At 70.4% G+C, this 23,869-nt stretch carries 28 protein-coding genes; 14 read left to right on the top strand and 14 right to left on the bottom strand.

Annotation, left to right across the window (positions count from 1 at the left end; translation table 11 throughout):
* Positions 1–45 precede the first annotated feature (45 nt).
* The gene (locus AAHF99_RS09100; RefSeq protein WP_342163857.1) at positions 46–1,269 is read right to left on the bottom strand and encodes a divergent polysaccharide deacetylase family protein; all 1,224 of its coding nucleotides are present in this window, start codon (positions 1,267–1,269) and stop codon (positions 46–48) included.
* A 329-nt stretch (positions 1,270–1,598) separates the two neighbouring features.
* Between AAHF99_RS09100 and AAHF99_RS09095 the strand changes: the two genes are divergently transcribed.
* Positions 1,599–2,108 (top strand): ferritin-like domain-containing protein, encoded by a 510-nt coding sequence (locus tag AAHF99_RS09095; protein WP_342163856.1) that lies wholly within the window; start codon positions 1,599–1,601, stop codon positions 2,106–2,108.
* A 50-nt stretch (positions 2,109–2,158) separates the two neighbouring features.
* On the opposite strand, the gene AAHF99_RS09090 is transcribed toward AAHF99_RS09095, so the two are convergent.
* The 13 genes from AAHF99_RS09090 to AAHF99_RS09030 all read right to left on the bottom strand — a co-directional run bounded on the left by AAHF99_RS09090 (position 2,159) and on the right by AAHF99_RS09030 (position 12,812).
* Positions 2,159–3,496, bottom strand: a complete 1,338-nt coding sequence (locus AAHF99_RS09090) for a S41 family peptidase (protein WP_243953306.1) — start codon at positions 3,494–3,496, stop codon at positions 2,159–2,161.
* The gene (locus AAHF99_RS09085; protein WP_342163855.1) at positions 3,496–4,815 is read right to left on the bottom strand and encodes a murein hydrolase activator EnvC family protein; all 1,320 of its coding nucleotides are present in this window, start codon (positions 4,813–4,815) and stop codon (positions 3,496–3,498) included. The genes AAHF99_RS09090 and AAHF99_RS09085 overlap by 1 nt, the downstream gene beginning before the upstream one ends.
* A gap of 5 nt (positions 4,816–4,820) precedes the next feature.
* Positions 4,821–5,315, bottom strand: a complete 495-nt coding sequence (gene rlmH / locus AAHF99_RS09080) for a 23S rRNA (pseudouridine(1915)-N(3))-methyltransferase RlmH (protein WP_342163854.1) — start codon at positions 5,313–5,315, stop codon at positions 4,821–4,823.
* Between the two features lie 12 nt (positions 5,316–5,327).
* Positions 5,328–5,723 (bottom strand): ribosome silencing factor, encoded by a 396-nt coding sequence (gene rsfS, locus AAHF99_RS09075; protein WP_342163853.1) that lies wholly within the window; start codon positions 5,721–5,723, stop codon positions 5,328–5,330.
* A 141-nt stretch (positions 5,724–5,864) separates the two neighbouring features.
* Complete coding sequence (locus AAHF99_RS09070) at positions 5,865–6,467, bottom strand: nicotinate-nucleotide adenylyltransferase (protein WP_342163852.1); 603 nt, start codon at positions 6,465–6,467, stop codon at positions 5,865–5,867.
* 25 nt (positions 6,468–6,492) lie between these two features.
* On the bottom strand, positions 6,493–7,791 hold the full coding sequence (locus tag AAHF99_RS09065; protein WP_342163851.1) for a glutamate-5-semialdehyde dehydrogenase: 1,299 nt from the start codon (positions 7,789–7,791) through the stop codon (positions 6,493–6,495).
* Between the two features lie 82 nt (positions 7,792–7,873).
* A complete protein-coding gene (proB, locus tag AAHF99_RS09060; RefSeq protein ID WP_342163850.1) occupies positions 7,874–8,989 on the bottom strand; it encodes a glutamate 5-kinase in 1,116 nt (371 codons plus the stop codon).
* A 149-nt stretch (positions 8,990–9,138) separates the two neighbouring features.
* Positions 9,139–10,167 (bottom strand): GTPase ObgE, encoded by a 1,029-nt coding sequence (gene obgE, locus AAHF99_RS09055; RefSeq protein ID WP_342163849.1) that lies wholly within the window; start codon positions 10,165–10,167, stop codon positions 9,139–9,141.
* 54 nt (positions 10,168–10,221) lie between these two features.
* Entirely contained in the window at positions 10,222–10,827 is a 606-nt protein-coding gene (locus tag AAHF99_RS09050) for a GNAT family N-acetyltransferase (protein WP_342163847.1), read from the bottom strand.
* Positions 10,828–11,009: 182 nt separating this feature from the next.
* Positions 11,010–11,276, bottom strand: a complete 267-nt coding sequence (gene rpmA / locus AAHF99_RS09045) for a 50S ribosomal protein L27 (RefSeq protein ID WP_243953314.1) — start codon at positions 11,274–11,276, stop codon at positions 11,010–11,012.
* 71 nt (positions 11,277–11,347) lie between these two features.
* Positions 11,348–11,662 carry a 50S ribosomal protein L21 gene (rplU, locus tag AAHF99_RS09040; protein ID WP_243953315.1) on the bottom strand — a complete coding sequence of 105 codons (315 nt, stop codon included), beginning with the start codon at positions 11,660–11,662 and terminating at the stop codon, positions 11,348–11,350.
* 176 nt (positions 11,663–11,838) lie between these two features.
* The gene (locus AAHF99_RS09035) at positions 11,839–12,195 is read right to left on the bottom strand and encodes a hypothetical protein (protein WP_342163846.1); all 357 of its coding nucleotides are present in this window, start codon (positions 12,193–12,195) and stop codon (positions 11,839–11,841) included.
* Complete coding sequence (locus tag AAHF99_RS09030) at positions 12,195–12,812, bottom strand: YceI family protein (RefSeq protein ID WP_342163845.1); 618 nt, start codon at positions 12,810–12,812, stop codon at positions 12,195–12,197. The genes AAHF99_RS09035 and AAHF99_RS09030 overlap by 1 nt, the downstream gene beginning before the upstream one ends.
* A 132-nt stretch (positions 12,813–12,944) precedes the next feature.
* Here AAHF99_RS09030 and ruvA point away from each other — a divergent pair, with 132 nt between their 5' ends.
* The 13 genes from ruvA (at position 12,945) to AAHF99_RS08965 (ending at position 23,846) form a co-directional block, all read left to right on the top strand.
* Positions 12,945–13,562 (top strand): Holliday junction branch migration protein RuvA, encoded by a 618-nt coding sequence (gene ruvA / locus AAHF99_RS09025; RefSeq protein WP_342163844.1) that lies wholly within the window; start codon positions 12,945–12,947, stop codon positions 13,560–13,562.
* 249 nt (positions 13,563–13,811) lie between these two features.
* Positions 13,812–14,099 carry a (2Fe-2S)-binding protein gene (locus tag AAHF99_RS09020; protein WP_243953320.1) on the top strand — a complete coding sequence of 96 codons (288 nt, stop codon included), beginning with the start codon at positions 13,812–13,814 and terminating at the stop codon, positions 14,097–14,099.
* Between the two features lie 43 nt (positions 14,100–14,142).
* The gene (gene bfr, locus AAHF99_RS09015) at positions 14,143–14,640 is read left to right on the top strand and encodes a bacterioferritin (RefSeq protein ID WP_243953321.1); all 498 of its coding nucleotides are present in this window, start codon (positions 14,143–14,145) and stop codon (positions 14,638–14,640) included.
* An 80-nt stretch (positions 14,641–14,720) separates the two neighbouring features.
* A complete protein-coding gene (gene dapB, locus AAHF99_RS09010) occupies positions 14,721–15,518 on the top strand; it encodes a 4-hydroxy-tetrahydrodipicolinate reductase (protein ID WP_342163929.1) in 798 nt (265 codons plus the stop codon).
* Positions 15,519–15,641: 123 nt separating this feature from the next.
* A complete protein-coding gene (locus AAHF99_RS09005; RefSeq protein ID WP_342163843.1) occupies positions 15,642–16,277 on the top strand; it encodes a 2,3-bisphosphoglycerate-dependent phosphoglycerate mutase in 636 nt (211 codons plus the stop codon).
* Positions 16,274–16,924, top strand: a complete 651-nt coding sequence (locus AAHF99_RS09000) for an alpha-ketoglutarate-dependent dioxygenase AlkB (RefSeq protein ID WP_342163842.1) — start codon at positions 16,274–16,276, stop codon at positions 16,922–16,924. The genes AAHF99_RS09005 and AAHF99_RS09000 overlap by 4 nt, the downstream gene beginning before the upstream one ends.
* Positions 16,925–17,027: 103 nt before the next feature.
* Positions 17,028–17,981, top strand: coding sequence for a hypothetical protein (locus tag AAHF99_RS08995; RefSeq protein WP_342163840.1), 954 nt, complete (start codon positions 17,028–17,030; stop codon positions 17,979–17,981).
* A gap of 65 nt (positions 17,982–18,046) precedes the next feature.
* Positions 18,047–18,940, top strand: a complete 894-nt coding sequence (locus AAHF99_RS08990) for a LysR family transcriptional regulator (protein WP_342163839.1) — start codon at positions 18,047–18,049, stop codon at positions 18,938–18,940.
* A 102-nt stretch (positions 18,941–19,042) separates the two neighbouring features.
* Positions 19,043–19,864: a putative hydro-lyase gene (locus AAHF99_RS08985; RefSeq protein WP_342163838.1), complete on the top strand. Its 822-nt coding sequence runs from the start codon at positions 19,043–19,045 to the stop codon at positions 19,862–19,864.
* Between the two features lie 178 nt (positions 19,865–20,042).
* A complete protein-coding gene (locus tag AAHF99_RS08980; RefSeq protein ID WP_342163836.1) occupies positions 20,043–21,314 on the top strand; it encodes an MFS transporter in 1,272 nt (423 codons plus the stop codon).
* Positions 21,315–21,328: 14 nt separating this feature from the next.
* A complete protein-coding gene (locus AAHF99_RS08975) occupies positions 21,329–22,090 on the top strand; it encodes a LamB/YcsF family protein (protein WP_342163834.1) in 762 nt (253 codons plus the stop codon).
* Positions 22,087–22,815, top strand: coding sequence for a 5-oxoprolinase subunit B family protein (locus AAHF99_RS08970; protein WP_342163833.1), 729 nt, complete (start codon positions 22,087–22,089; stop codon positions 22,813–22,815). The genes AAHF99_RS08975 and AAHF99_RS08970 overlap by 4 nt, the downstream gene beginning before the upstream one ends.
* A complete protein-coding gene (locus tag AAHF99_RS08965; RefSeq protein WP_342163831.1) occupies positions 22,812–23,846 on the top strand; it encodes a 5-oxoprolinase subunit C family protein in 1,035 nt (344 codons plus the stop codon). The genes AAHF99_RS08970 and AAHF99_RS08965 overlap by 4 nt, the downstream gene beginning before the upstream one ends.
* Positions 23,847–23,869 lie beyond the last annotated feature (23 nt).

The raw sequence follows: 23,869 nt of genomic DNA, 5'->3' as shown, positions 1-23,869 counted from the left end.
CGGCGCCCCGAGGCGCGGCAACGCGCATTCACGCCCGCGCCACGATCAATCGGCCTTGGAGACGCGTTTCGGCGTCCCGCGCAGGGCGACGCTGGCCGGCACGAGGCGGATGCCCCGCGCGTCGAGGTCGCGCGCCCAGCGCACGATGCGGTCCACCGCCATCAGCGAGCCGCCCGTCGAGACGAGGACGAAGCTGTTGCTGCGGGCCAACCCCTCGGCGCGGGCGAGTTCGGCGTCGATGGCGTCGGGGCGGGGCGTCGCGTCGAGGACGATCTCGGCGCGGGCCGAGGGCGTGCGCGACTTGTTGGCCAGGGGAGGGGACTTCGGCACCGTGCCGTCGTCCACGAAGCCGAGGCCCCGCGCGCCGATCTCTCGCAGGATCGGCTCGAAGGCGGGATCGCCCATCATCTTGCCGCCCATCAGGTTGACGAGGCCGACATAGCCGGGAAACCGCGCCAGGACCCAGGCGAGGCGATCCGCGTTCTCCGGCCCCTTCAGGGCGGTGAGCAGGGCCTGCGGGCCGGGATCGCTGTCCGGATAGTCGAAGGGCTCCATCGGCAATTGCAGGAACACCTCGTGCCCGGCATCGCGGGCGCGGGCGGCGGCGCGCTCCACCTCGTTGCCGTAGGGCGCGAAGGCGAGGCTCACCGCCTGCGGCAGGCGGGCGGTGGCGGCGGCCGTGGCCGATTGTCCGATCCCGAGCCCCGTCACGAGGATCGCGATGCGGGGGCCGGTGCCGGGCTCGTCGGGGCGGGCATAGACATCGAGGGCGCGCAGACGGCCCTCGCCGATGCGGGGCATGAGGCCGTGGCGGCCCGGCTCCGTCAGGCGCGGATCGGGCGCCGCCGCGAGGCGCGGCGCGTTGGCGGGCGGCACGCGGATCACCACGGCCTCGCTCGGGGCCGAGCCGGGCGGGCGCACCACCGTCACGCCGGAGGCGGTTTCGACTTCCTCGGCGCTGCGCTGCGCCGGTGGCGCGACCGCGTCCGGGGCGGGCATGGCGACGACCGCCTGGGGCGCGGGCTTCGCCGGAGGGGGATCGCGCAGCTCGATCATCGCCCGCGCGCTGGGCTCGCCGGCCTGCGGATCACCGAAGGCGAAGACGAGGCCGAGGGCGGCGACAAGGCAGCCCGCGCCGAGACCCGCCGCGACGCGCGGCTGGCGGGCACGGGCGATCAGCCCGGCGGCGCGACCGGTCGGCGGCGCCTTGGCGCCGGCTGCGGCGACCCCAAGGGGCCGGGTCAGGATATCGTCTGCGGGCTCGGTCACACGGAACTCGTCGCAGGAGCCATCCCGCAACCGAGAGCAGCGGGCGATCCTCGTCCATATCTGCCGGTCGTTGTAGTTAACGTTCCGCTAATGCCGCCCGACTGTTCAATCCCGTGACGTTTTCCGGCCACGCTGGATCAATCGTGCCGCCCCCAATCGCGACCCAATTATCATAGATCAGCACGCGTTGACTTATGTTGTTTCGATCATGCTTGGCAATATTCCCAAGCAAATGCGGCGATAAGCTCGGGCGGGAACTTTCACTCGGTGAAAGCATCGACGGAACGACGCCGTGATCGACGATCCCGGCCCCGGAGCGGAGCCATACAATGTCCACCAGCGCCAAAGAAATCTACGTCACAGCCCTCAAGAATACTCATGCCGTCGAGATGCAGGCGCTTCAGATCATGGAGCGGCAGGTCGAGCGGCTGGAACGCTATCCCGAAATGACGGATGCCCTGCGCAAGCACATCGACGAGACCCACGGGCAGCGCCGCCGACTCGAAGAGGCGCTTCACAGCTTCGACGAGACGCCCTCGGCTATCAAGGAGGGGTTTCTCGGGTTCGTCGGCAACATGATGGCCCTTGGCCATACGCCCGCGCAGGACGAGATCCTAAAGAACACCTACGCGAACCACGCCTTCGAGAATTTCGAGATCGCGGCCTACACCTCGCTCCTGGCGATCGGTGACGCGGCGGGTCTCTCGGCGCATCGGGCCGGGCTCACCCAGTCCCTGGACGAAGAAAAGGCCATGGCGCAGCGCGTCCATGACCTCATCGTGCCGACCACGCAGCGTTACGTCCAGTTGACCGCCAGCGGCGAGAAAGCCGACCGGTAGTCGACCGACAGCCGGTGCCCGCGCAAGGCGGGCACCGGCCGTGGCGGGTCTTAGTTCGGCAGGCTCGGCTTCGGCTGCGGGGCCTGGGTGCCGTTGGCGGCGCCCTTCTGGATGCCGTGCAGGAAGTCCACCGCCGAGATCAGCTGCTTGTCCTTGGCCGGATCCGGCGGGACGTAGGCGGACGATCCACCCCGCTCGTCGGTATCCTTCTGCTTCAGGTGGCCCTTCAGCCCGGCCTCACCCTTGGTCTCGTCCTTGCCCTTCAGCTCGTCCGGCACGTCCTGCAGCACCTCGACGTCGGGCTCGATGCCCTTCGCCTGGATCGAACGGCCCGACGGCGTGTAGTAGCGCGCGGTGGTCAGGCGCAGGGCGCCCGAGCCGCCCAGCGGGATGATCGACTGCACGGAGCCCTTGCCGAAGGAGCGGGTGCCCATGATGGTCGCCCGCTTGTGGTCCTGCAGGGCGCCGGCCACGATCTCGGACGCCGAGGCCGAGCCGCCGTTCACCAGCACCACGATCGGCTTGCCCTTGGTCAGGTCGCCGGACTTGGCGGAGAAGCGCTGCGTCTCGTCCGGGTTGCGGCCACGGGTGGAGACGATCTCGCCGCGATCCAGGAAGGCGTCGGAGATCATCACCGCCTGATCGAGCAGGCCGCCGGGGTTGTTGCGCAGATCGAGGACGAAGCCCTTGATCTTGTCGTTGCCGATATCGGTCGTCAGCTTGTCGATGGCGGCGCGCATCCCGTCGAAGGACTGCTCGTTGAACTGCGTCAGGCGGATGTAGCCGACGTCGTTGCCCTCGACCTTCGAGCGCACCGGCTTGATCTTGATGGTGTCGCGGGTGAGCGTGACCTCGATCGGGTCCTTCGACTCCTTGCGGGAGATCTTCAGCTTCACCTGCGAGTTGACCGGGCCGCGCATCTTGTCGACCGCCTGGTTCAGGGAGAGGCCCTGCACCTGATCGTCGTCGATCTGCGTGATCACGTCGTTGGCGAGCAGCCCGGCCTTCGAGGCGGGGGTGTCGTCGATGGGCGTCACGACCTTGATGAGGCCGTCCTCCATCGTGACCTCGATGCCGAGGCCACCGAACTCGCCGCGGGTCGTGGTCTGCATGTCACGGAACGCCTTGGCGTCCATGTAGCTCGAATGCGGATCGAGGGAGGTCAGCATGCCGTTGACGGCCGCCTCGATCATCTTCGACTCGTCGGGCTTCTCGACGTAGTCCGTCCGCACCTTTTCGAACACGTCGCCGAACAGGCTGAGCTGGCGGTAGGTCTCGGCGGAGGCCGCGACCGCACGGGGACCGGAGAGGAACTCCGTCTGCGTGGCCACCATCGAGGTGCCCGCGCCCAGGAAGGCGCCGAGCATAATCAGGGATGTCTTGCGCATCAGCCGCGAACCTTCTCGCCAAGAACCTTGTCATTGGGGCTTTTCGCCCAGAACGGCTCCGGATCGATGGAGCCGCCGTCTTTCTTGAACTCGACGTACAGGGTCGGATCCCCATCGGGTCCGGGCGTCCCCTCGCCCATAGAGCCCAACGGTTCGCCGGCCAACACGAACTGGCCGACCTCGACGCTGATCTGGTCCATACCTGCCAGCAAAAGATAGTAGCCGTCGCCAGCGTTGATGATCAAGAGTCGGCCGTAAGAGCGGAACGGGCCGGCAAACTGGACCCAGCCGTCGGCCGGGGAGGCCACGGTGGCCCTGGGCCGCGTAGCGAAGGAAACGCCCCGCGTCGAGCCGCCATTGCCGTCCGGCTGGTTGAACGCCCGCACCAGACGGCCCGCGACGGGGCGCGGCACTTCGCCCCGCGCCTCGGCGAACTTCACCTTGGGGGCCAGCCGGGCCGGATCACGGAAACCCGCTGCGGCAAAGCGCTCCTGCGTCACGCGCACCTCGCGCTCGGCCGCTGCCTTGGCTTCCTCGGCCGTCCGCTTGGCGGCGCTCACCTCGCCCTCGACCCGTTCCAGCAAGTCCTTCAGGCTCTTGGCCTGGACCCCGAGTTCCGCCGACCGCCTGCGCTCGGCCGCGAGCCCGCTCTCCACCTCGGCCTGCCGCGCCCGCCGGGCGGTCACGAGGGCCTTCAGACGCTGCTGCTCCCGCGCCCAGCCGGCGAGGTCGGCGGAGAGGCCTTCCTTGTCGCGGGCGATGGCATCGCGCAGGCGCACCATCTCGGTGAGGTCGGCGGCGAGCGTGTCGAGTTCGCCGCGCAGTTCCGGCACCACCGCGCCGAGGAGCATGGAGGTGCGGATCGCCGCGAGCACGTCCTCCGGGCTCGTCAGCACCGCCGGGGGCGGGCGCCGCCCCATCCGCTGGAGGGCGGCCAGGATCTCGGCCACCGTGCCGCGCCGTGCCTGGAGGGAGCGACGGATCGCCGCCTCGCTGTCGGTCATCGCCTTCAGGCGCTCCTCCAGGCGGGTCATCCGCTCCTCGGTCGCCTGCGCCTGGCGCCCGGCATCGAGCAGGGCCGCGTCGAGCTTGGCGCGGTCCGTACCGATGGACGCGATTTCCTTCTCGAACTGCGCCCGCTGGCCCTCGCTCGCCGAGAGGGCATCCTGCACGCGCTTCAGGTTCTCAGCGCGGCGGTCGCGCTCCTCGGTCGCCTGTCGGATCTTGTCCTGATCGAGCGCGTCCTGGGGGAGGGCGGGGGCCGGCGCGAGAACGAGGAGGGCCGTGCAGGCGAGCCACGCCAGCCGTGAACGATGCACCACGCTCACCCCGGCTCGCCGCGGTGATAGGGATGGCCCGCCAGGATGGTGAGGCTGCGATAGATCTGTTCGAGGGCGAGCACGCGCACGAGTCCGTGGGGCAAGGTGGCGGCCCCGAAGGACAGGATCAGGTCCGCCCGCGTCCGAAATGAGGCGTCGAGTCCATCCGGCCCGCCGATCACCACCGCCAGGGCGGGCTTGGCGGCATCGCGCCATGCGGCGATCCGCCGGGCCAGATCCTCGCTCGGCAGATCGGCCCGGCCGCGCTCGTCGTAGGTAAGGAGGGCGCTGCCCGGCGGCAGGAGCGGCAACAGCGCGGCCGCCTCCTCGGCGGCGCGGTCGGCGCCACGCCGCGCCCGCGATTCCGGGATCTCGATGAGGTCGCAGGCCGGGAAGCCGAGGCTGCGGCCGAGTTGCCCGGCGCGCTCGCGATATCGTGACGCCAAATCCCGCTCGGGACCGGCCTTCAGCCGGCCCACCGTGGCGACGACGAAACGCAACGGGGGTGTCGATCAGCCGGCGGCGACACCGAGGGGACGGTCTGCGCCCCACATCTTTTCGAGGTTGTAGAAACCTCGAACCTCCGGCCGGAAGATGTGAACCAGGATGTCGCCGGCATCGATCAACACCCAGTCGCAGGCCGGCAGGCCTTCGACGCGGGCGGTGCCGTAGCCCTGGTTCTTCATCTCCTGGATGATCTTGTCGGCGATGGAGCCGACATGACGCTGCGAGCGCCCCGAGGTGATGATCATCGTGTCGGCCAGCGATGTCTTGCCGGCGAGGTCGATTTCGACCGTCTCCTCGGCCTTCATCTCGTCGAGGCAGCCGAGCGCGAGGTCCCTCAGGGCTCCCACGCGGGCAAGGCCGTCATCCTCGGCGCCGGGGCGGGAAGGGGCATCGGTGCGCACGGTCTCTGTGCGAAGGGTCTCGGGCAGCGTCCTGATTCCTCGTGGGGCCGTCTCCCGGCCTTATCGCCTGAAAGTGGCGGCTTCGCACGGCGATTGCAACAGGTCTGTGCGACGGATGCACCGGATCGGGGCACCGAGCGGCTACCAGCCGCGCCGTTTCTCGCGGATCGCGGTCGAGGACAGTTTCGAGCGCGGCCCGTGCAGGAACACCCAGGCGGGGGGCCTGTGCCCGGCCAGCGTCGTCGCCGCCGCTTCGGGGATCCGCGCCCCGGCGAGCCGCCGGGCGGCCTTGGCCGAGACGGGCGTGAGGGTCGAGCCCGGCCGGTCGATCACCGCGATGGGCATCAGCCGGGCGATCTCGGCCGCCCCCTTCCAGCGGTGGAACGTCGCCAGCGAATCGGCCCCCATGATCCAGACGAACCGCACCCCCGGTCGCCGCCGGGCGAGATAGCGCAGGGTCTGCACGGTGAAGCGCACGCCCAGCGCCGCCTCGAACCCCGTCACCGCGATGCGCGGATGCGCGGCCACCCGCGCGGCCTGTGCGCAGCGGACCTCCAAGGGGGCGAGGCGGCTGCGGTCCTTCAGCGGGTTGCCGGGGCTCACGAGCCACCACACCCGGTCGAGGCGCAGGCGCCGCAGGGCGGTGGTGGAGACGTGGAGGTGCCCCTCATGGGCGGGATCGAACGACCCGCCATAGAGGCCGATCCGCATGCCGGGCGCGCTCGGCGGCAGGATCAGCCGCACGAGGCCCAACCGGAGATGGCGTGGATCACGGACGCGTCTGGCCGCGACCGTGGACCCGGTACTTGAAGGTGGTGAGTTGCTCGACGCCCACCGGGCCGCGCGCATGCATCCGCCCGGTGGCGATGCCGATCTCCGCGCCGAAGCCGAACTCGCCGCCATCGGCGAATTGCGTCGAGGCGTTGTGGGTGACGATGGCCGAATCGACCTCCGCGAGGAAGCGGCGGGCGGCCTCCTCGTCCTCTGTGATGATCGCATCGGTGTGGTGCGAGCCGTAACGCTCGATATGCGCGATGGCCTCGTCGAGCCCGTCGACCACCCGCGCGGCGATCACCGCGTCGAGGTATTCGGTGCTCCAATCGGCATCGCTGGCCTCCGTCACGCGCGGATCGACGGCGCGGGTCGCCGCGTCGCCGCGCACGGCGCAGCCGGCTTCCAGCAGCGCCGTCACGAGGGGCTTCAGGTGCGTCTCGGCGCAGGCCCGGTCCACGAGCAGCGTCTCGGCGGCGCCGCAGACGCTGACACGGCGCATCTTGCTGTTGAGCAGCACCGTGCGCGCCATGTCGAGGTCGGCCGCGCGGTCGATATAGACGTGATTGATGCCGTCGAGATGGGCGAAGACCGGCACCTTGGCCTCGGCCTGGACCCGCTCCACGAGGCTGCGGCCGCCGCGCGGGACGATGACATCGACGCAGCCGTCGAGGCCGGCGAGCATCAGCCCTACCGCCGCCCGGTCGCGGGTGGGGACGATCTGGATCGCGTCGGCCGGCAGCCCGGCCTCTTCGAGCCCCTGGCTCATGGCGCGGGCGATGGCCTGGGAGGTGCGGAAGCTGTCGGAGCCCGCGCGCAGGATCGCGGCGTTGCCGGCCTTCAGGCACAGGGCGCCGGCATCGGCGGTGACGTTGGGCCGGCTCTCGAAGATCACGCCGATGACGCCGAGGGGCACGGCGACGCGCTCGATCAGCAGCCCGTTCGGGCGCTCGATGGCCGCGAGCTGCCGCCCGACCGGATCGGCCAGCGCGCCCACCTTCTCCACCGCCTCGGCGATGGATTCGAGCCGCCGTCCGTCGAGCTTCAGCCGATCGATCAGCGCTGCGCTCTGCCCGGCCTCCTGGGCGGCGGTGACGTCGCGCTCGTTCTCGCGGAGGATGGCCTCCCGGTCGGCGCGCAGGCGCTCGGCGATGCGCTGGAGGGCAATGTCCTTGGTCTGGGCCGAGGCCAGGGCCATCTTGCGCCCGGCCTGCCGCGCCCGGCGGCCGATGGCGGCCATCTGCTCCGGCAGCGAATCCGCGCCCGCGAAATCGGATCTGAGATTCAGGACGGGCACGGCGGGGCCTCCGGGTTCCGAGGCTGAGGGGGCCGTCGTCTTGACACATCGCGGCGAGCCCCGACAAGGCCCGCCCCGTGCGCTAGAACATGGCAAGATCGTCCCGGTGCACCATCCAGGCGCGACCGGGATAGTTCAGCAAGTCCGGGATCCGCGCGCTCGGATGGCCGATGATGAGCGCGGCCTCCCCGCTGTCGTAGCCGACGAGGCCACGCCCGATGGCCCGCCCCTCGGCGTCGCGGATCAGCACCGCGTCGCCCCGCGAGAAATTGCCCTCGACCGCGCGCACGCCCACCGGCAGCAGGCTCGCGCCCCCCGCCAGGGCCTTCGCGGCGCCTGCATCGATGGTGAGGCTGCCGCGCGGTTCGAGGGAGCCGGCGATCCAGGTCTTGCGCGCGGCGTTGGGCGTCGAGCCCGAGAGGAACCACGTGCAGCGCGCCCCGTCCTGCACCGCCTTCAGCGGGTTCTTGGCCCGTCCGTCCGCGATGACGAGATGCGTGCCGCCGGCCACCGCGATCTTGGCCGCCTCGACCTTGGTGCGCATGCCGCCCCGCGACAGCTCCGAGGCCGGGCCGCCGGCCATGGCCTCGATCTCCGGGGTGATGCGTTCCACCAGCGGGAGGTGCTGCGCCGTCGGGTCCGCGTTCGGCGGCGCCGTGTAGAGGCCGTCGATGTCGGAGAACAGCACCAGCACGTCGGCGTCGATCATCGTCGCGACGCGGGCGGCGAGGCGGTCGTTGTCGCCGTAGCGGATCTCAGCGGTGGCCACGGTGTCGTTCTCGTTGACCACCGGCACCGCCCGCAGTTCGAGCAGCTTCTGCACCGTAGAGCGGGCGTTGAGGTACCGGCGGCGCTCCTCCGTGTCCTGCGGCGTCACGAGGATCTGGCCCGCGACGATGCCGTGATGGCCGAGCGCCTCCGCCCAATGGCGGGCCAGCGCGATCTGCCCCACCGACGCCGCGCCCTGGCTCTCCTCCAAGCGCAGTGCCCCTGGCGGCAGGCCGAGCACGGTGCGCCCGAGGGCGATGCTCCCCGAGGACACGACCAGCACGTCCACGCCGCGTGCGTGCAAATCGGCGATGTCCTCGGCCAGGGCCGCGAGCCACGCATGGCGCAGGCGGCCACGGGCACGGTCGACCAGCAGGGCCGACCCGACCTTGATGACGACGCGGCGGAAGGTGTCGAGGGCGGGGATCATGGGACTCGTCTACGAAAGCGCGGCCGAGATGTGGCCGAAGACGACGCCTTTGAACAGCGCTTACAGCGCCGGCATCAGAGACTTGGTCATCGCTTTAAAAGTCGCAACCTTAAGCCAAGATAATTATCCCAGCCTGTCCCTGATGTCACTCACGGCTGCCACTCCGCTGCAACCGGAGCCTCCTCCGCGCGGCCCGTCTCAATGGCGTCCTGCAACGCTCGCAGCGCCTCCGGCACGCCCTTCCGGCTGGCCGAGGAGAGCAGCAGCGGCGCCTTGCCCGCCGCCCGCTTCAGCTTGGCGGCCTGGCTCTTGAGCGTCTCCGGGTCGAGGGCGTCGACCTTCGACAGGGCGACGATCTCCGGCTTGTCCGCGAGGCTGTGGCCGTAGGCCTCGATCTCGCCGCGCACCAGCTTGTAGGCCTTGCCGGCATGCTCGCTCGTGCCGTCCACGAGGTGCAGCAGAACCCGGCAGCGCTCCACGTGCGCGAGGAACTTGTCACCGAGGCCGACACCCTCGTGGGCGCCCTCGATCAGCCCGGGAATGTCGGCCAGAACGAACTCGCGCTGGTCGTTGCGCACCACGCCGAGGCCGGGATGGAGCGTCGTGAACGGGTAGTCGGCGATCTTGGGCTTGGCCGCCGTGACGCTCGCGAGGAACGTCGACTTGCCGGCATTCGGCAGGCCCACGAGCCCGGCATCGGCGATGAGCTTCAGGCGCAGCCAGATCCACATCTCCTGGCCTTCCAGGCCGGGATTGGCATGTTTCGGCGCCCGGTTGGTGGAGGTGGTGAAATAGGCGTTGCCGAAGCCGCCGTTGCCGCCCTTGGCGAGGCGCACCCGCTGGCCGATCTCGGTCATGTCGGCGATCAGCGTCTCGCCGTCCTCGGCCAGGACCTGCGTCCCGGCGGGCACCTTGAGCACGGCGTCGGCCCCGGACGCGCCGTGGCAGTTCGAGCCCATGCCGTGCTCGCCCTTCTTGGCCTTGAAGTGCTGCTGGTAGCGGTAGTCGATCAGGGTGTTCAGCCCTTGGACGCACTCGATCCAGACATCGCCGCCCCGGCCGCCGTCGCCGCCGTTCGGACCGCCGAACTCGATGAACTTCTCGCGCCGGAACGACACGCAGCCTGCCCCGCCGTCACCGGAGCGGATGTAGACCTTAGCTTCGTCGAGAAATTTCACGGCACCGTCTCGTTGTCGCGGGCGGGCCGCCCGCGGCGGCCCTGCCTCAATACCTCATTCCGCCGCCGCGAGGGCAGGGGGTTCACCGGCCGCCCGGGCGAACCAGCGGCCCCGGTCCAGGCGGAACCGGTCGACTTCGTGCTCGCCGCCCCGGAGCGGGAAGGGCGTCATCGCCCGGCCGGTCCAGACAAAGCCGGTCTTCTCCAGCACCCGCCGGGAGGCGGCGTTCGTGACCCGCGCCGAGGCGTCGAGGCGCGTCGCCGGCGTCCACTCGAACCACGCCCGGACCAGGGCGTCCGCCGCCTCGGTCATCAGCCCGCTGCCCCAGGAGGAGCGGCCGAGCCAATAGCCGAGATGGGTGGGGGCGTCCGCGGCCTCCCGCGTGATGGAGACCACCCCGATGGCCCGGCCGGGCCGCGCCCGTTCGGCGAGCACCAAGATCAGGCCGGAGCCCGCGGCGTTGCCGGCCCGGCTCGCCACGATGAAGGCATCGGCGGCCGCCCGCTCGAAGGGCAGGGGAATGCCGGCTGTCATGTCCGCCACCGCCGGATCGCCGGCCAGCCGCAGGATGGACTCGGCGTCGCGGGCGGTCGGCCAGCGCAGCCACAGGCGGCGGGTCTCGATCCGGAAGACGTCGTCGCGAAACAGATCTGGGAACATGGCGCCCTCACCGGCGCCGCTCCCCTCGGGATGGCGGCGCCCAGAGACGACGAAGGGGAGGATGGTGTCCCATCCTCCCCGGCGTTCCGTCAGACCCATCCCGGTGAAGGGCGGCTCACGTCTCCGGTCCGGTGTGGGACACCGTCGCGGGACGCTCGCTTCGCCTTTCGGGCGCCCGCCTGTTACTCTGCGGCCTCGGCCAGCGGCACCACCGCTACGAAGGCACGCCCACGTCGCGTCTGGAACTCGACGGTGCCGGGTTTCAGGGCGAACAGGGTGTGGTCCTTGCCCATGCCGACATTGGCGCCGGGGTGCCACTTGGTGCCGCGCTGGCGCACGATGATGTTGCCCGGAATCACGGATTCCGAACCGAACTTCTTGACGCCGAGGCGCCGGCCTTCCGAGTCGCGGCCGTTGCGGGAGGAACCGCCTGCCTTTTTATGTGCCATCTCTCGAACTCCGAATCTGTCAGGGGGATCGCGCGGATCGCAGGCTTCCGGTCAGGAAAGCCCGCGCTCGATCACGCGGAAATGCCGGTGATGCGGACCACGGTGTGGTCCTGGCGGTGGCCGCGCTTGCGGCGCGAGTTCTGGCGGCGGCGCTTCTTGAAGGCGATGACCTTCTTGTCCCGGCCGTGACGGACGATCTCACCCGTGACGTTGATGCCCGACAGGGTCGGCGCGCCGACCTGGGTGGCGCCGGCGCCGTCGGCGAACAGGAGGACCTCACCGAAGGTCACGGCCTCGCCGGCCTCGCCCGGAAGGGTGGCGATGGTAATGGTGTCGTTAGCGGCGACGCGGTACTGCTTACCGCCCGTCTTGATGACTGCGAACATCGTTCTCTCGTGCTCTCGAACGGCCTCTGGGAGCCTTGCGGCGGCCCTGGACCGGCTTCTTGTTTGAGTCATTGGCCGGGCCGAGCCGGACAACGCGAAGACGCGCGAAAACCTACGGGAGGCCGCGCGTGCTGCGGGCTCTCTAGTGCGCGGAGCGGGCGAATGTCAATCCGGGCTCAGCGGGTCAGCACGTCCCTGGCCACGGTCCCCGCAGGCCCGAACGCGTCGTAGGCGGCATCGCACCAGGTCGCCTGCCCGTCCGCCGCGAGGCGCTGCCGCAATTCGGTGGCCCGGCTGCGGAGCTTGGCTTCGAGGGCGGCCTCCTGCGCCGGCACGACCTTGGCGGCGAGGCGCAGGGTGGTGAGCCGGCCCGCCTTGAGATGTGTGCGCGGGCAGTTCTGCTCGGCCAGGATCGTGGTCGCCGCCGCCTCGGCATAGGCGTCTAGGGGGCTGAGCGCCGCCGGCTGCTCGGCGGCGGAGGCGCCCGCCGCGCCGAGGGACGAGATCAGCGCGAAGAGGACGCTCCGTCTCATCACGGCGCCGCCTTGAACTCGCCCGCGATGCGCAGCGTCACCTCGTCGCCGACCATGGGCAGGAACGCGCTCACCCCGAAATCGGAGCGCTTGATGATCGTGCGCCCCTCGAATCCGACCGTGTAGCGGCGGTCGATCGGGTTGGTGCCGGCCTGGGTGAAGGTGGCATCTACCGAGACGGGCTTCGTCACGCCCCGCAGAGAGAGGTTCCCGGTGATGCGGGCCGTGGTGGGGCTCGTCGGCTCGACGCCCGTGCCCACGAAGGTCGCCTCCGGAAATTTCGCCGCGTCAAAGAAGTCCGGCCCGGCGAGGTGCTGGTCGAGGCGCTGGCTGCCGGTCAGCACGCCGCTCAGGGGCACCGTGGCGGTCAGGCGGCTCTTGGCCGGCGCCTTCGGGTCGAGGTCGAGGCGGGCGCTCACCCCGGTGAACTGGCCGTAATAGGTCGAGTAGCCGAGGTGGTTCACCGACCACGTGATCTTCCCGTGGTCGGGATCGAGCACGTAGGCGCCCGCCCGGACCTGATTCGGATCCTGGGTCGGGTCGGCGGCCTGCTCCTGCGCGAGGGCTCCGGTCGCGTGAAGGAGAAGGGCCGCGAGGGCGAAAGCGGTGGCGCGCATCTGGGCTCGTCGGTCGGTCTGGCCTGGACGGGCTCTTTCCACGAAGCCGCGCGCCACTCAAGGTTCGGCGCGTCCGTTCCCCTTTCGACCGCCGTGCTCTATCCCCCCGGGGATCGGACGGATGGGCAGGGCATGATCGGCAAGCTGAAGGGCGTAGTCGATTCCTACGGCGAGGATTTCGTGATCCTCGACGTGCAGGGGGTGGGCTACGTGGTGCATTGCTCGGCGCGCACGCTCCAGCGCCTGCCGACGGCGGGGGAGGCAACCGCCCTGTCGATCGAGACCTTCGTCCGTGAGGACATGATCCGCCTCTACGGCTTCCGTTCGGATGCGGAGCGGGAATGGTTCCGCCTGCTCCAGACGGTGCAGGGCGTCGGGGCCAAGGTCGCCCTCGCGCTGCTGTCGGTGCTGGAGCCGCCGGCCCTGGCGAGCGCCATCGCCACGGGGGACAAGGGGGCCGTCGCCCGCGCGCCGGGCGTCGGGCCGCGCCTCGCCGCGCGCCTCGTCGCGGAGTTGAAGGACAAGACGCCGGCCTTCGCGCCCATCGATCCGGCCCTCGTCGCGCTCTCCGGCGCGGTGGAGGAGAACCGCGCGCCCCAGCCGGTGAGCGATGCGATCTCGGCCCTCGTCAACCTCGGCTACCAGCAAGCCCAGGCTTCGGCCGCCATCGCCACCGTGATGAAGGGTGCGGGGGAGGGCGCGGAGGCCAAGGTGCTGATTCGCCTCGCCCTGCGGGAACTCGCCCGCTAGTTGCTCACGCCGAGGCCACCCGAAACGCTCATCGGCAGTGTGACTCCGGTGACACCGGGGCGTCATGCGCCCATGCGATCCCTTCGGCCGAGGCGCGGAATGGACTGTCCATCGCGGGGGCGTGAAGAGGTCGCGCTTGACCAAACGGCTCGGCGCTGTCATCTCCCCCCTCGCGCTAAGAGCTTGAAACTCTTGTAGTTTTTAAGAATTCCAAACTGCGCACGACCGGAACATGGATATAACGATCGCATGATCGTCTGCTCCTGCAACGTCCTGTCGGACGGCGCCGTCCGCGATTGCCTCGGCCCCGGACCCGGCTGTCCGCGCACCCCCGCGCAGGTCTATGCCTGCCTGGGTTGCAGCCCGAAATGCGGACGCTGCGCCCGCACGATCCGCGAGATCATGCGCAGCGCCCTCGGCGCCGTCGTGGGCGAAGACATCCCCTCCGCAGAACCCGCCCATGCCTGTACGACCGCTTGCGCTAGCGCTTGTACTCTGGTGAAGGTCCAAAAAGCGGAGGAGCGGGTCGGCGCCTGATGGGGCGGGTCGTCCTCCGAGGACAATCTCGGGGAGTATGGGGATGAAGGGCGACACCAAGGTCATCGAGTATCTCAATCGCGGCCTGCGCAGCGAATTGACCGCGGTGAGCCAGTATTGGCTGCATTTCCGCATGCTCAACGACTGGGGCTACGTCGAACTCGCGAAGTTCTGGCGCAAGGAATCCATCGAGGAGATGAACCACGCCGATCGGTTCATCGACCGGATCCTGTTCCTGGACGGTTTCCCGAACCTGCAGGAACTGGACCCGCTGCGCATCGGCCAGAACGTCGAGGAGATCCTGCACAGCGATCTCGCCGCCGAGAACGAGGCGCGCTCGCTCTACCTCGAAGCCGCCAAGTACTGCGATTCGATCAACGACCGCGTGTCGAAGCGCCTGTTCGAGGATCTGGCCGAGGACGAGGAAGGCCATATCGACTTCCTCGAGACCCAGCTGGAGTTGATCAAGCAGGTCGGCCTGCCGCTCTACGCGCAGAAGCACATCGGCGGCCTGGAGCAGATCGCGCCCGAGAAGGAGTAAGCCTCAGGGGCTTCCTCCGCGCGAACGGGTTCCGCCTCCGGGCGGAGCCCATGGCACATTCCGAGACGGACAGGTTCACGATGCGGCTCGTCGTGGTCGGCGCCGATGGGCGCATGGGGCGGATGCTGATCCGCGCGGTGGCACAGGCCGAGGGGTGCAGCCTCGCGGCCGCCATCGAGCGCGAAGGATCGGCCGCCCTGGGGCAGGATGCCGGCACCCTGGCGGGCCTGCCGGCTTTGGGCGTCCCGGTGACGGACGACCCGTTGCGGGCCTTCGCCGCCGCCGACGGCGTGCTCGACTTCACCGCGCCGGCCGCGACGGTGCATTTCGCCGAACTCGCGGCGCAGGCGCGCATCGTCCACGTCGTGGGCACGACCGGCCTGTCGGAGGACGACCACGCCAAGCTGAAGGCCGCCTCGTATCACGCTCGCATCGTGCGCTCCGGCAACATGTCGCTCGGCGTGAACCTGATGGCGGCCCTGGTCCGCAAGGTCGCGGCGACGCTCGGCGCGGAGTTCGACATCGAGATCCTGGAGATGCACCACCGGATGAAGGTGGATGCGCCCTCCGGCACGGCGCTCCTGCTGGGCGAGGCGGCCGCCGAGGGGCGGGGCGTCGACCTGCCCGCCGTGCGCGTCTCCACCCGCGACGGCCATACCGGCGCGCGCAAGTCCGGCGACATCGGCTTCGCGACCCTGCGCGGCGGTTCGGTGGTGGGCGACCACAGCGTCCTCTTCGCGGGCGCCGGCGAGACCCTGACCATCACCCACCACGCCGCCGACCGGGGCCTGTTCGCGAACGGCGCGGTGAAAGCAGCGCTCTGGGCGCAGCCGAAGCCGCCGGGCCTGTATTCGATGGCGGACGTACTCGACCTGTAAACGGCCACGCTCTTTTATAACCGTAAGCGGATCACCACCCTTTGGGCTCCGGCCTGGGGCTGTTACGAGCCCCTCGCAACAGCGGCATATCCGCCGCCGATCAGAGACCGAAGAGACCCGATTATGGAGCGCCTGCTCGTCCTCGCTCGCCACGGCCAGAGCGAGTGGAACCTCAAGAACCTGTTCACGGGCTGGCGCGACCCCGGTCTCACCGAGCGCGGCGTCGAGGAGGCGGTGAAGGCCGGGCGCTGGCTGAAGGGCGAGGGCTACGGCTTCGACGTCGCCTTCACCTCGAATCTCGGCCGCGCCCAGCGCACCTGCGCCCTGATGCTCGAAGAGATGGGCCTGTCGAACATCGAGGTGCTGCGCTCGCAGGCCCTCAACGAACGCGATTACGGCGACCTCTCCGGCCTGAATAAGGACGACGCCCGCGCCAAGTGGGGCGCGGAGCAGGTCCACACGTGGCGCCGCTCCTATGACGTGGCACCCCCCGGCGGCGAGAGCCTGAAGGACACCGCCGCCCGCGTGCTGCCCTACTACATCGAGACCATCCTGCCGCGCGTCATGGACGGGCAGCGGGTGCTCGTGGCCGCCCACGGCAACTCCCTGCGTGCCCTGGTGATGGTGCTCGACCATCTCGGCCCGGCGACCATCGCCGGCCTGGAGATCGCCACCGGCGTTCCGCTGGTCTACCGCATCAAGGGCGACACGACGGTGGCCTCGAAGTCCGTCCTGGAACGCGACATCGACGACGCGTGAGCGTCGAACTCCGCCCCGGCCTGATCCACCATCCGGGCTTCCTCGACGAGGCGGCCCGGATGCGGCTGGCCGGGGAGGTGGCGGCGGTGCTGAGGGCGTCGCCGCCCTTCACCCCCCGGATGCCACGCACGGGCAAGCCGTTCTCCGTGCGCATGGGCAATGCCGGGCCGCTCGGCTGGGTATCGGACGAGGGCGGCTACCGCTATCAGCCCACCCACCCGGAGACGGGCGAGCCCTGGCCGGCGATCCCGCCGATGGCGCTCGCGGCCTGGGACCGTTTGGCGGGCGACGCGCCGCCGCCGGAGGCCTGCCTCATCAACCTCTACGGGCCGCAGGCGCGGATGGGCCTGCATCAGGACCGGGACGAGGAGGATTTCACCGCCCCCGTCCTCTCCCTGTCCCTCGGGGCGCCGGCCCTGTTCCGCTATGGCGGACTCGCGCGCTCCGATCCGACCCGCTCCGTGCGGCTTCAGCCCGGCGATGCGGTGGTGATCGGCGGGGCCTCGCGGCTGGCTTTCCACGGAATAGACCGCCTCTACCCCGAGCCCGGCCTTCTCGCGCAGGATCTTCTCCCCGGTTTGCTGCCCGCAGGCGGACGCTGCAACCTCACCCTCCGGCGGGTGAGGCCGCACCATGCGGTAACGTGAACCGCCGGAACCGGCGCGGGTCGCTTGACTCCGGGCACGCGGCGTCGGACCCATCGTTCCCGTCCGTCCCCCCGTGGACGGCAGGTGGAGAGCGTTGAGTTCCATGCCGGTGCGCGATCTCAGGTGGTCTCTCGCGGCGCTCGTCGTCGCCGCCGGGCTGATCCCGGCATCGGCGGCGGACAGGGTGTTTCCAGCGGGCTCCCGCTTCGGCTTCGAGCCCCCCTCGGACATGGTGCTCTCGAAGCGCTTCACCGGCTTCGAACGCGAGGGCGGCGGGGCGACCGTCTCGGTGGTGGAACTGCCGCCGAACGCCTTCCCGGAACTCGTGAGCGGCTTCACCGACGCCAACCTGCGCAACCAAGGCTTCGCCGTCGCCAAGAAGGAGCCGATCAAGGTCGGCGACAACGAGGCGATGCTCTACACGGGCGAGCAGCCGAGCGACCCGGCCAATCCCGGCCAGACGATCCGCAAATGGATCACCGTCGTCGGCACCCCGACCGTCACCGGCCTCATCATCGCCCAGGCGACGCCGGAGGCCGAGACCGAGGAGACGATGCGCAAGCTCGTCACCGACATCGCCGTCCGCGCGCCCCTGTCGCTGACGCAGCAGGTGGATGCGCTGCCGTTCCGCATCGCCGACCCGGCGGGCTTCCGGCCGGTTCGCGTGCTGGCCGGCAATTCGGTCCTGCTGACCAAGGGCCCCAAGGACCAGATGCAGAATCTGGAGCAGCCGATCCTCGTGATCGCCCAGGCGGTGCAGCCCCCGCCCACGGCCGAGCAGCGCGACGCCTTCGCCCGCACGGCCCTCTACGCCAACCAGACCATGAAGGACTTCGTGATCGAGCGCGCCCAGAGCTACCGCTCGAACGGCGTCGATTGGCACGAGATCGTGGCGCGGGCGACCGACATGCCCACCAACAAGCAGGTGGTGGTCGCCCAGACGATCCGCTTTAACCCGGACGGCTACCTCCGCGCCGTCGGCGTGGTGCGCGAGGATCAGCGGGACGGCGTGCTCGCCGCCTTCCGGCAGGTGGTGGACAGCATCCAGATCAAGTGAGACCCATGCGGCGCCGGGGCCTGAGACCTGCATAGGCCCCGGTGACGGGTCCGGACGGTCGCGCGATGGCGGATTTCCGCAGCTTGGAAGTGTTTTACTGGGTCGCCACGCTCTCCAGCTTCCGCCGGGCGAGCGAACAGGTGAACACGACCCAGCCGGCCGTCTCGCAGCGCATCGCCGCCCTGGAGCACGAGTTCGGCACCCTGTTCGAGCGCCGCAGCCGCGATGTGGCCCTCACCGAGCGGGGCCGCGTGCTGCTGGGCTTCGCGGAACGCTTCCTCGCCCTGCAAGCGGAGATGGCCTCGGCCCTCGACGAGACCGGGCGGACCACGGGCACGCTCCGCCTCGGCGTCTCTGAAACCATCGTCCATCTCTGGCTGTCGCGTTTCATCGAGCGGATGAGGGCGGTGCATCCGGGGATCAGCGTCGACATCACCGTCGACATCTCACCGAACATGCAGGCGGCCCTGGTCGCCAACGAACTCGACCTCGCCTTCCTCGTCGGCCCCATCACCGTGCCGAGCCTCGTGAACCGCACGCTCTTCGCGGTGCCGGTCGCCTGGATCGCGGCCCCCGGCCTCGTGCCGGACGCGGAGCCCCTGAGCCTTGGGGCGCTGATGCGCCACCCCCTCGTCACCTATCCCCGCAACACCAGCCCCTACGTGGAATTGCGCGACCTCGTGCTGAAGGCGAACCTCCTGCCGAGCCAGATCCACACCAGCGCGTCGCTGGCCACCATCGTGAAGATGGGCGTGGAGCGGCTCGGTATCTGCGTGATCCCGCCGGCCATCGTCCGGAACGAGTTGGCCTCCGGCGCCCTGCGCATCCTGCCGACCGAGCAGGCCCTCTCGGACCTCACCTTCACCGCCACCCACGCCAAGCGCCCCGAGGGGCATTTCGTGGCCGATGCCGCCCGCATCGCGGAGGAGGTCGCGCGGGATTGGGCCGCCGCCCGATAAGGCCGGGTTATCGCCCGCCATTCGCAATGACGATTGGCGCGCAAAGCGGCAGGGTGGGATCGTGTCTCATAAGGCGGCAAATCGACCGCCCGACAGGGAGACATGCCGGTGCTCGCGCAACCCGACGCCCCCCGAGCGGCCATGGCCTTCGACGATGCCCGCGCCGCCCGCCGGGCGATCCGCCACGGTGAATGGCGCGGCCACACCTCCGGCCTCGCCCCGGCCCACGTCCAGGGCAACCTCATGATCCTGCCGGCGGCGCTCGCCCCGGACTTTCAGCGCTTCTGCCAGCAGAACCCGAAGCCCTGCCCGGTGATCGGCGTGTCGCAGCCCGGCGCCCGCGACCTGCCCGCCCTCGGCGCCGACCTCGACATCGCCACCGACGTGCCGGGCTACCGGGTCTACGAGCACGGCGAGATGGTCGCGGAGGTGCCGGACCTGACGCGGCACTGGCGCGACGACCTTGTGACCTTCGTGCTCGGCTGCTCCTTCTCCTTCGAGGCGGCGCTGATCGAGGCGGGCATCCCCCTCCGCCACGTCGCGGAAGGGCGCAACGTCGCCATGTACCGGACAGCGATTCCGACAGTGCCGGCCGGGCCGTTCCACGGCCCCCTGGTGGTCTCGATGCGGCCGATGAAGGCCGCCGACGCGATCGAGGCGGTGCAGGTGACGGCCCGCGTGCCCGCCGTTCACGGCGCCCCGGTCCATCTCGGCGATCCGAGCCTGATCGGCATCCGCGACATCGGCAAGCCCGATTTCGGCGACCCGGTCGCCATCGCGCCCGACGAGATCCCGGTCTTCTGGGCCTGCGGGGTGACGCCCCAGGCGGTGGCGATGGCCGCGCGCCTGCCCCTCTGCATCACCCATTCCCCCGGCTTCATGCTGATCACCGACGTGCTCAACCGGGACCTGCCGTACCGCTAGGGCGCCATCGCTGCCCCCACCCCGTCATTGCGAGCGGAGCGAAGCAATCCAGGGATCCGCCACGTCCTGAAGCGTCCCGCTGCCCTGGATTGCTTCGCTTCGCTCGCAATGACGGCGGAGACAAATGTCCCATCTGAAGAATGACCTGACCACCGATCCATCCTGAGGGAGCCAAACCATGTGGTTGAAAGACACGAGCCCGCCTGAACGCCGGGTGTTGGGTGCGGCATTCGCCGGATACGGCGTCGATGCCTTCGATTACATGATCTATACCTTCCTCATCCCAACGCTCGTCGTGGTGTGGGGGCTCACGAAGGTCGAGGCGGGCAACATCGCCACCGCCGCCCTCGTCACCTCGGCCATCGGCGGATGGGCCGCCGGCATCCTCGCGGATCGCTACGGCCGGGTGGTGATCCTGCAGGCCACCGTGGCGTGGTTCACCGTCTTCACCGTGCTCTCTGGTTTCACCCACTCCTACGAGCAGTTGCTTGTCACCCGCGCCCTGCAGGGCTTCGGCTTCGGCGGGGAATGGTCGGTCGGCTCGGTGCTGATCGCCGAGACGATCCAGGCCCGCTACCGGGGCAAGGCGGTCGGGCTCGTGCAATCGAGCTGGGCGGTCGGCTGGGCCTGCGCGGCCATCGCCTTCTGGGCGGTCTTCGCCCTGGCCGAGCCGGCCCAGGCGTGGCGCATCCTGTTCTGGCTCGGGGCCGCGCCCTCGATCCTGATCTTCTGGATCCGCCGCAACATCGAGGACCCGGAGGTCTACCGGCAGACCCGCGCGGAGATGCGCATCGTCGGCGACGGCGGCAACTTCCTCGACATATTCTCCCGTGACCTCATCGGCCGCACGGCCCTGGCGAGCCTCCTCGCGACGGGGATGCAGGGCGGCTACTACGCCGTGACGACGTGGCTGCCGACCTACCTGAAGACCGAACGCAACCTCTCGGTGCTCAACACCAGCGGCTACCTGCTGATGCTGATCTTCGGCTCGTTCCTCGGCTACCTGACGAGCGCCTACCTCTCCGACCGGATCGGCCGCCGCAGGGGCTTCATCCTGTTCGGTTTCTGCGCCGGCGTCCTCGTGCTCGCCTACACGCTGATCCCGATCACCGATACGGCGATGCTGTTCCTAGGCTTTCCGCTCGGCTTCTTCCTCTCCGGCGTGTTCTCCGGCATGGGCGCCTTCCTCAGCGAGCTGTTCCCGAGCCGGGTGCGCGGCTCGGCGCAGGGGTTCTGCTACAATTTCGGCCGGGCGACCGGCGCCGTCTGCCCCGCCCTCGTCGGCTCTCTCAGCGCATCGCTGACGCTGGGCGTCGCCATCGGCGTCGTGGCGGCCTGCGCCTATTGCCTCGTGATCGTGGCGGCGCTTCTCTTGCCTGAGACGGCCGGGCGCGAACTCGACACACAGGTCGAGTCGCCGACTGAACCCGTCCCGGCGGCGATAGCCTGAGTGGAGTGACGACGATGGGAAACGTCGATCTCAACGCGGACCTCGGCGAGGGCTACGGGGCCTATGCCTGCGGCGACGACGCGGCGATGCTCGCCGTCGTCACCTCGGCCAACGTCGCCTGCGGCCTCCATGCTGGCGACCCCGAGATCATGGCGAGTACCTTCCGCCTCGCGAAGGAGAAGGGCGTGGCGGTGGGCGCCCATCCGGGCTTCCCCGACCTGTGGGGCTTCGGACGGCGGCGGATGCCCTTCACCCCGGCCGAGATCGAGCGGCTGGTCGCGTATCAGGTCGGCGCCGCCGCCGCGCTCGCCGCCTATGCCGGCCACCGCATCACCTACGTGAAGGCGCACGGGGCGCTGGCCAACCTCGCCGCCGAGGACCGCGCCGTGGCCGATGCCATCGCGGGGGCGGTGCGGGCGGTGGACCGCGACCTCGCGCTGCTCGCCATCGCGCTGACCGCGCAGGTCCCGGCCGGCGAGGCGGCGGGGCTCGACGTGCATCAGGAGATCTTCGCGGATCGCGGCTACACCGAGGACGGGCAGCTCATCGCCCGCAGCCAGCCCGGCGCCCTCATCACCGACCAGGACGAGGCGGCCAGCCGCGTGCTCACCATGGTGCAAGAGGGCGCGATCCTCACCGCTTCGGGGAAGCACCTGCCGACGCCGATCCGCTCGATCTGCGTCCACGGCGATTCGGCCCACGCGGTCGGCACCGCCCGCGCGGTGCGGGCGACACTGGAAGGCGCGGGCGTCACCCTCGCTCCGTTCAAGCCGTGAGCGCCGCGCCCCGCATCCTCGACGCGGGCGAGGCGGCCCTGGTGGTCGAGTTCGGCACGCGCGTCGATCCCGCGATCAGCGACCGCGTGCTCGCCCTCGACGACGCGCTCCTGGCCGACCGGCCGGAGGGCATCGCCGAGACCGTGCCGACCTACCGCTCACTGATGATCCATTATGACCCGCTCATCCTCGACCGGGACACCCTGACGGGCCACGTCCTGGCGCTGGCAGGCGGCGCATCCCAGCGGGCCACGGCCCCGACCCGGTGGATCCTGCCCTGCTGCTACGAGGCGCCCCACGGGGAAGACCTCGCGGCGGTGGCGGAGCAGATCGGCCAGTCGCCGGAGCAGGTCGCCGCGCTCCATGCGGGGGCGACGTTCCGCGTCTACATGTACGGCTTCGCACCGGGCTTCGCCTATTGCGGCGGCCTGCCCGAGGCTCTGGCGGTGCCGCGCCGGCCGAGCCCGCGCCCGCCGCATCCGATGAACGCGGTGATGATCGGCGGCGGCCTCGCGGCGGTCGCCACCGTGCCGATGCCGACCGGCTGGTACGTCCTCGGCGCGACGCCCTCGCGCCTCTACGCGCCGGAGCGGGAGGAGAGCTTCTTCGTGCGCCCCGGCGACACGATCCGGTTCGAGCCCATCGACGCGGCGACCTTCGCCCGGCTCGCGGCGCGCGAGGCGGCGGGCGAGCGGGTCGCCCAGCGGGAGGAGGGGGTCTCGTGAGCGTGCTGGCGATCGAGGCCGCCGGGCCCGGCGTGACCCTTCAGGACGGCGGCCGGAAGGGCTACCTCCGCTTCGGCATCACCGCCGCCGGGCCGATGGACCCGCTGATGTTCGCCACCGCCAACCGGGCGGTGGGCAACCCCCTCGATGCCACGGCGATCGAGGTCTCGACAGGCGGCCTCACCATCACCGCGCGGGAGGGGCCGCTCGGCCTCGCCCTGGTCTCGGGCGGCTTCCGAGCCACCCTCGACGGCGCAGCACTGCCGCCGGCCTTCGCGCTCACCCTCGAACCCGGCCAGACCCTCACCGTGCGGGCGGGAAGCACCGGAGCCTGGGGCTACCTCGCCGTGGCGGGCCGGCTCGACGTGGCGCCGGTCCTCGGCGCGACCGCCACCCACACCCGCTCCGGCCTCGGCGGCCTGGACGGGCGCGGGCTGCGGGCGGGGGATCGCCTCGGCGTGTCGGAGGCCCGCGCGGGTGACGGGGCGCCGCAGCGTCTGCTCGCCCCCTGGCTCGACCGCGACCCGTCGCGGATCCGCGTCGTGCTTGGGCCGCAGGACGATTACTTCTCGGACGATCAGATCGCCGCCTTCCTCGCCGGGCCGTGGACGGTCTCGCCGCGCGGCGACCGGATGGCCTGCTTCGTCGACGGCACGCCGCTCACCCATGCGAAGGGCCACGACATCGTCTCAGACGGGGTGGCGATGGGGGCGATCCAGGTGCCGGGCAACGGCCTGCCGATCATTCTCATGGCCGACCGGCAATCGACCGGCGGCTATCCGAAGATCGCCACGGTGATCGGGCCGGATCTCGGGCCGCTGGCGCAGGCCCAGGGCGGCACCCGCATCGCGTTCGCTGCTGTCTCCGTCCCGGAGGCCGTCGCCGCCCGCCGCGCCGAGGCAGAGGCCCTGCGCCACGAAATCCCGCGCGAGCCGTTGCTGCGCACCGACTTCCCGGCGGAATTCCTGCTCGGGCTGAACCTCGTCGGCGGCGTCACCGATGGGCGGGACGGCGTCGCGAAGGTCGCCTGAGCCCACGAAAAAGGGCGCGGACC

Origin of the sequence: Methylobacterium litchii, from assembly GCF_038442315.1 — a bacterium.
GTDB classification, from domain to species: domain Bacteria; phylum Pseudomonadota; class Alphaproteobacteria; order Rhizobiales; family Beijerinckiaceae; genus Methylobacterium; species Methylobacterium litchii.
The sequence above is the reverse complement of the archived record's forward strand: the minus strand, read 5'-3'. Positions and strand labels throughout refer to the sequence as shown.

Coding starts and splice junctions, on each gene's coding strand:
- AAHF99_RS09095 (WP_342163856.1), top strand. CDS start 1,599: ATGTCCACCAGCGCCAAAGAAATCTACGTCACAGCCCTCAAGAATACT.
- AAHF99_RS09090 (WP_243953306.1), bottom strand. CDS start 3,496: ATGCGCAAGACATCCCTGATTATGCTCGGCGCCTTCCTGGGCGCGGGC.
- proB (WP_342163850.1), bottom strand. CDS start 8,989: ATGATCCCCGCCCTCGACACCTTCCGCCGCGTCGTCATCAAGGTCGGG.
- AAHF99_RS09050 (WP_342163847.1), bottom strand. CDS start 10,827: ATGTTCCCAGATCTGTTTCGCGACGACGTCTTCCGGATCGAGACCCGC.
- rpmA (WP_243953314.1), bottom strand. CDS start 11,276: ATGGCACATAAAAAGGCAGGCGGTTCCTCCCGCAACGGCCGCGACTCG.
- rplU (WP_243953315.1), bottom strand. CDS start 11,662: ATGTTCGCAGTCATCAAGACGGGCGGTAAGCAGTACCGCGTCGCCGCT.
- AAHF99_RS09035 (WP_342163846.1), bottom strand. CDS start 12,195: ATGAGACGGAGCGTCCTCTTCGCGCTGATCTCGTCCCTCGGCGCGGCG.
- AAHF99_RS09030 (WP_342163845.1), bottom strand. CDS start 12,812: ATGCGCGCCACCGCTTTCGCCCTCGCGGCCCTTCTCCTTCACGCGACC.
- ruvA (WP_342163844.1), top strand. CDS start 12,945: ATGATCGGCAAGCTGAAGGGCGTAGTCGATTCCTACGGCGAGGATTTC.
- AAHF99_RS09020 (WP_243953320.1), top strand. CDS start 13,812: ATGATCGTCTGCTCCTGCAACGTCCTGTCGGACGGCGCCGTCCGCGAT.
- bfr (WP_243953321.1), top strand. CDS start 14,143: ATGAAGGGCGACACCAAGGTCATCGAGTATCTCAATCGCGGCCTGCGC.
- dapB (WP_342163929.1), top strand. CDS start 14,721: ATGCGGCTCGTCGTGGTCGGCGCCGATGGGCGCATGGGGCGGATGCTG.
- AAHF99_RS09005 (WP_342163843.1), top strand. CDS start 15,642: ATGGAGCGCCTGCTCGTCCTCGCTCGCCACGGCCAGAGCGAGTGGAAC.
- AAHF99_RS08995 (WP_342163840.1), top strand. CDS start 17,028: ATGCCGGTGCGCGATCTCAGGTGGTCTCTCGCGGCGCTCGTCGTCGCC.
- AAHF99_RS08990 (WP_342163839.1), top strand. CDS start 18,047: ATGGCGGATTTCCGCAGCTTGGAAGTGTTTTACTGGGTCGCCACGCTC.
- AAHF99_RS08985 (WP_342163838.1), top strand. CDS start 19,043: ATGCCGGTGCTCGCGCAACCCGACGCCCCCCGAGCGGCCATGGCCTTC.
- AAHF99_RS08980 (WP_342163836.1), top strand. CDS start 20,043: ATGTGGTTGAAAGACACGAGCCCGCCTGAACGCCGGGTGTTGGGTGCG.
- AAHF99_RS08975 (WP_342163834.1), top strand. CDS start 21,329: ATGGGAAACGTCGATCTCAACGCGGACCTCGGCGAGGGCTACGGGGCC.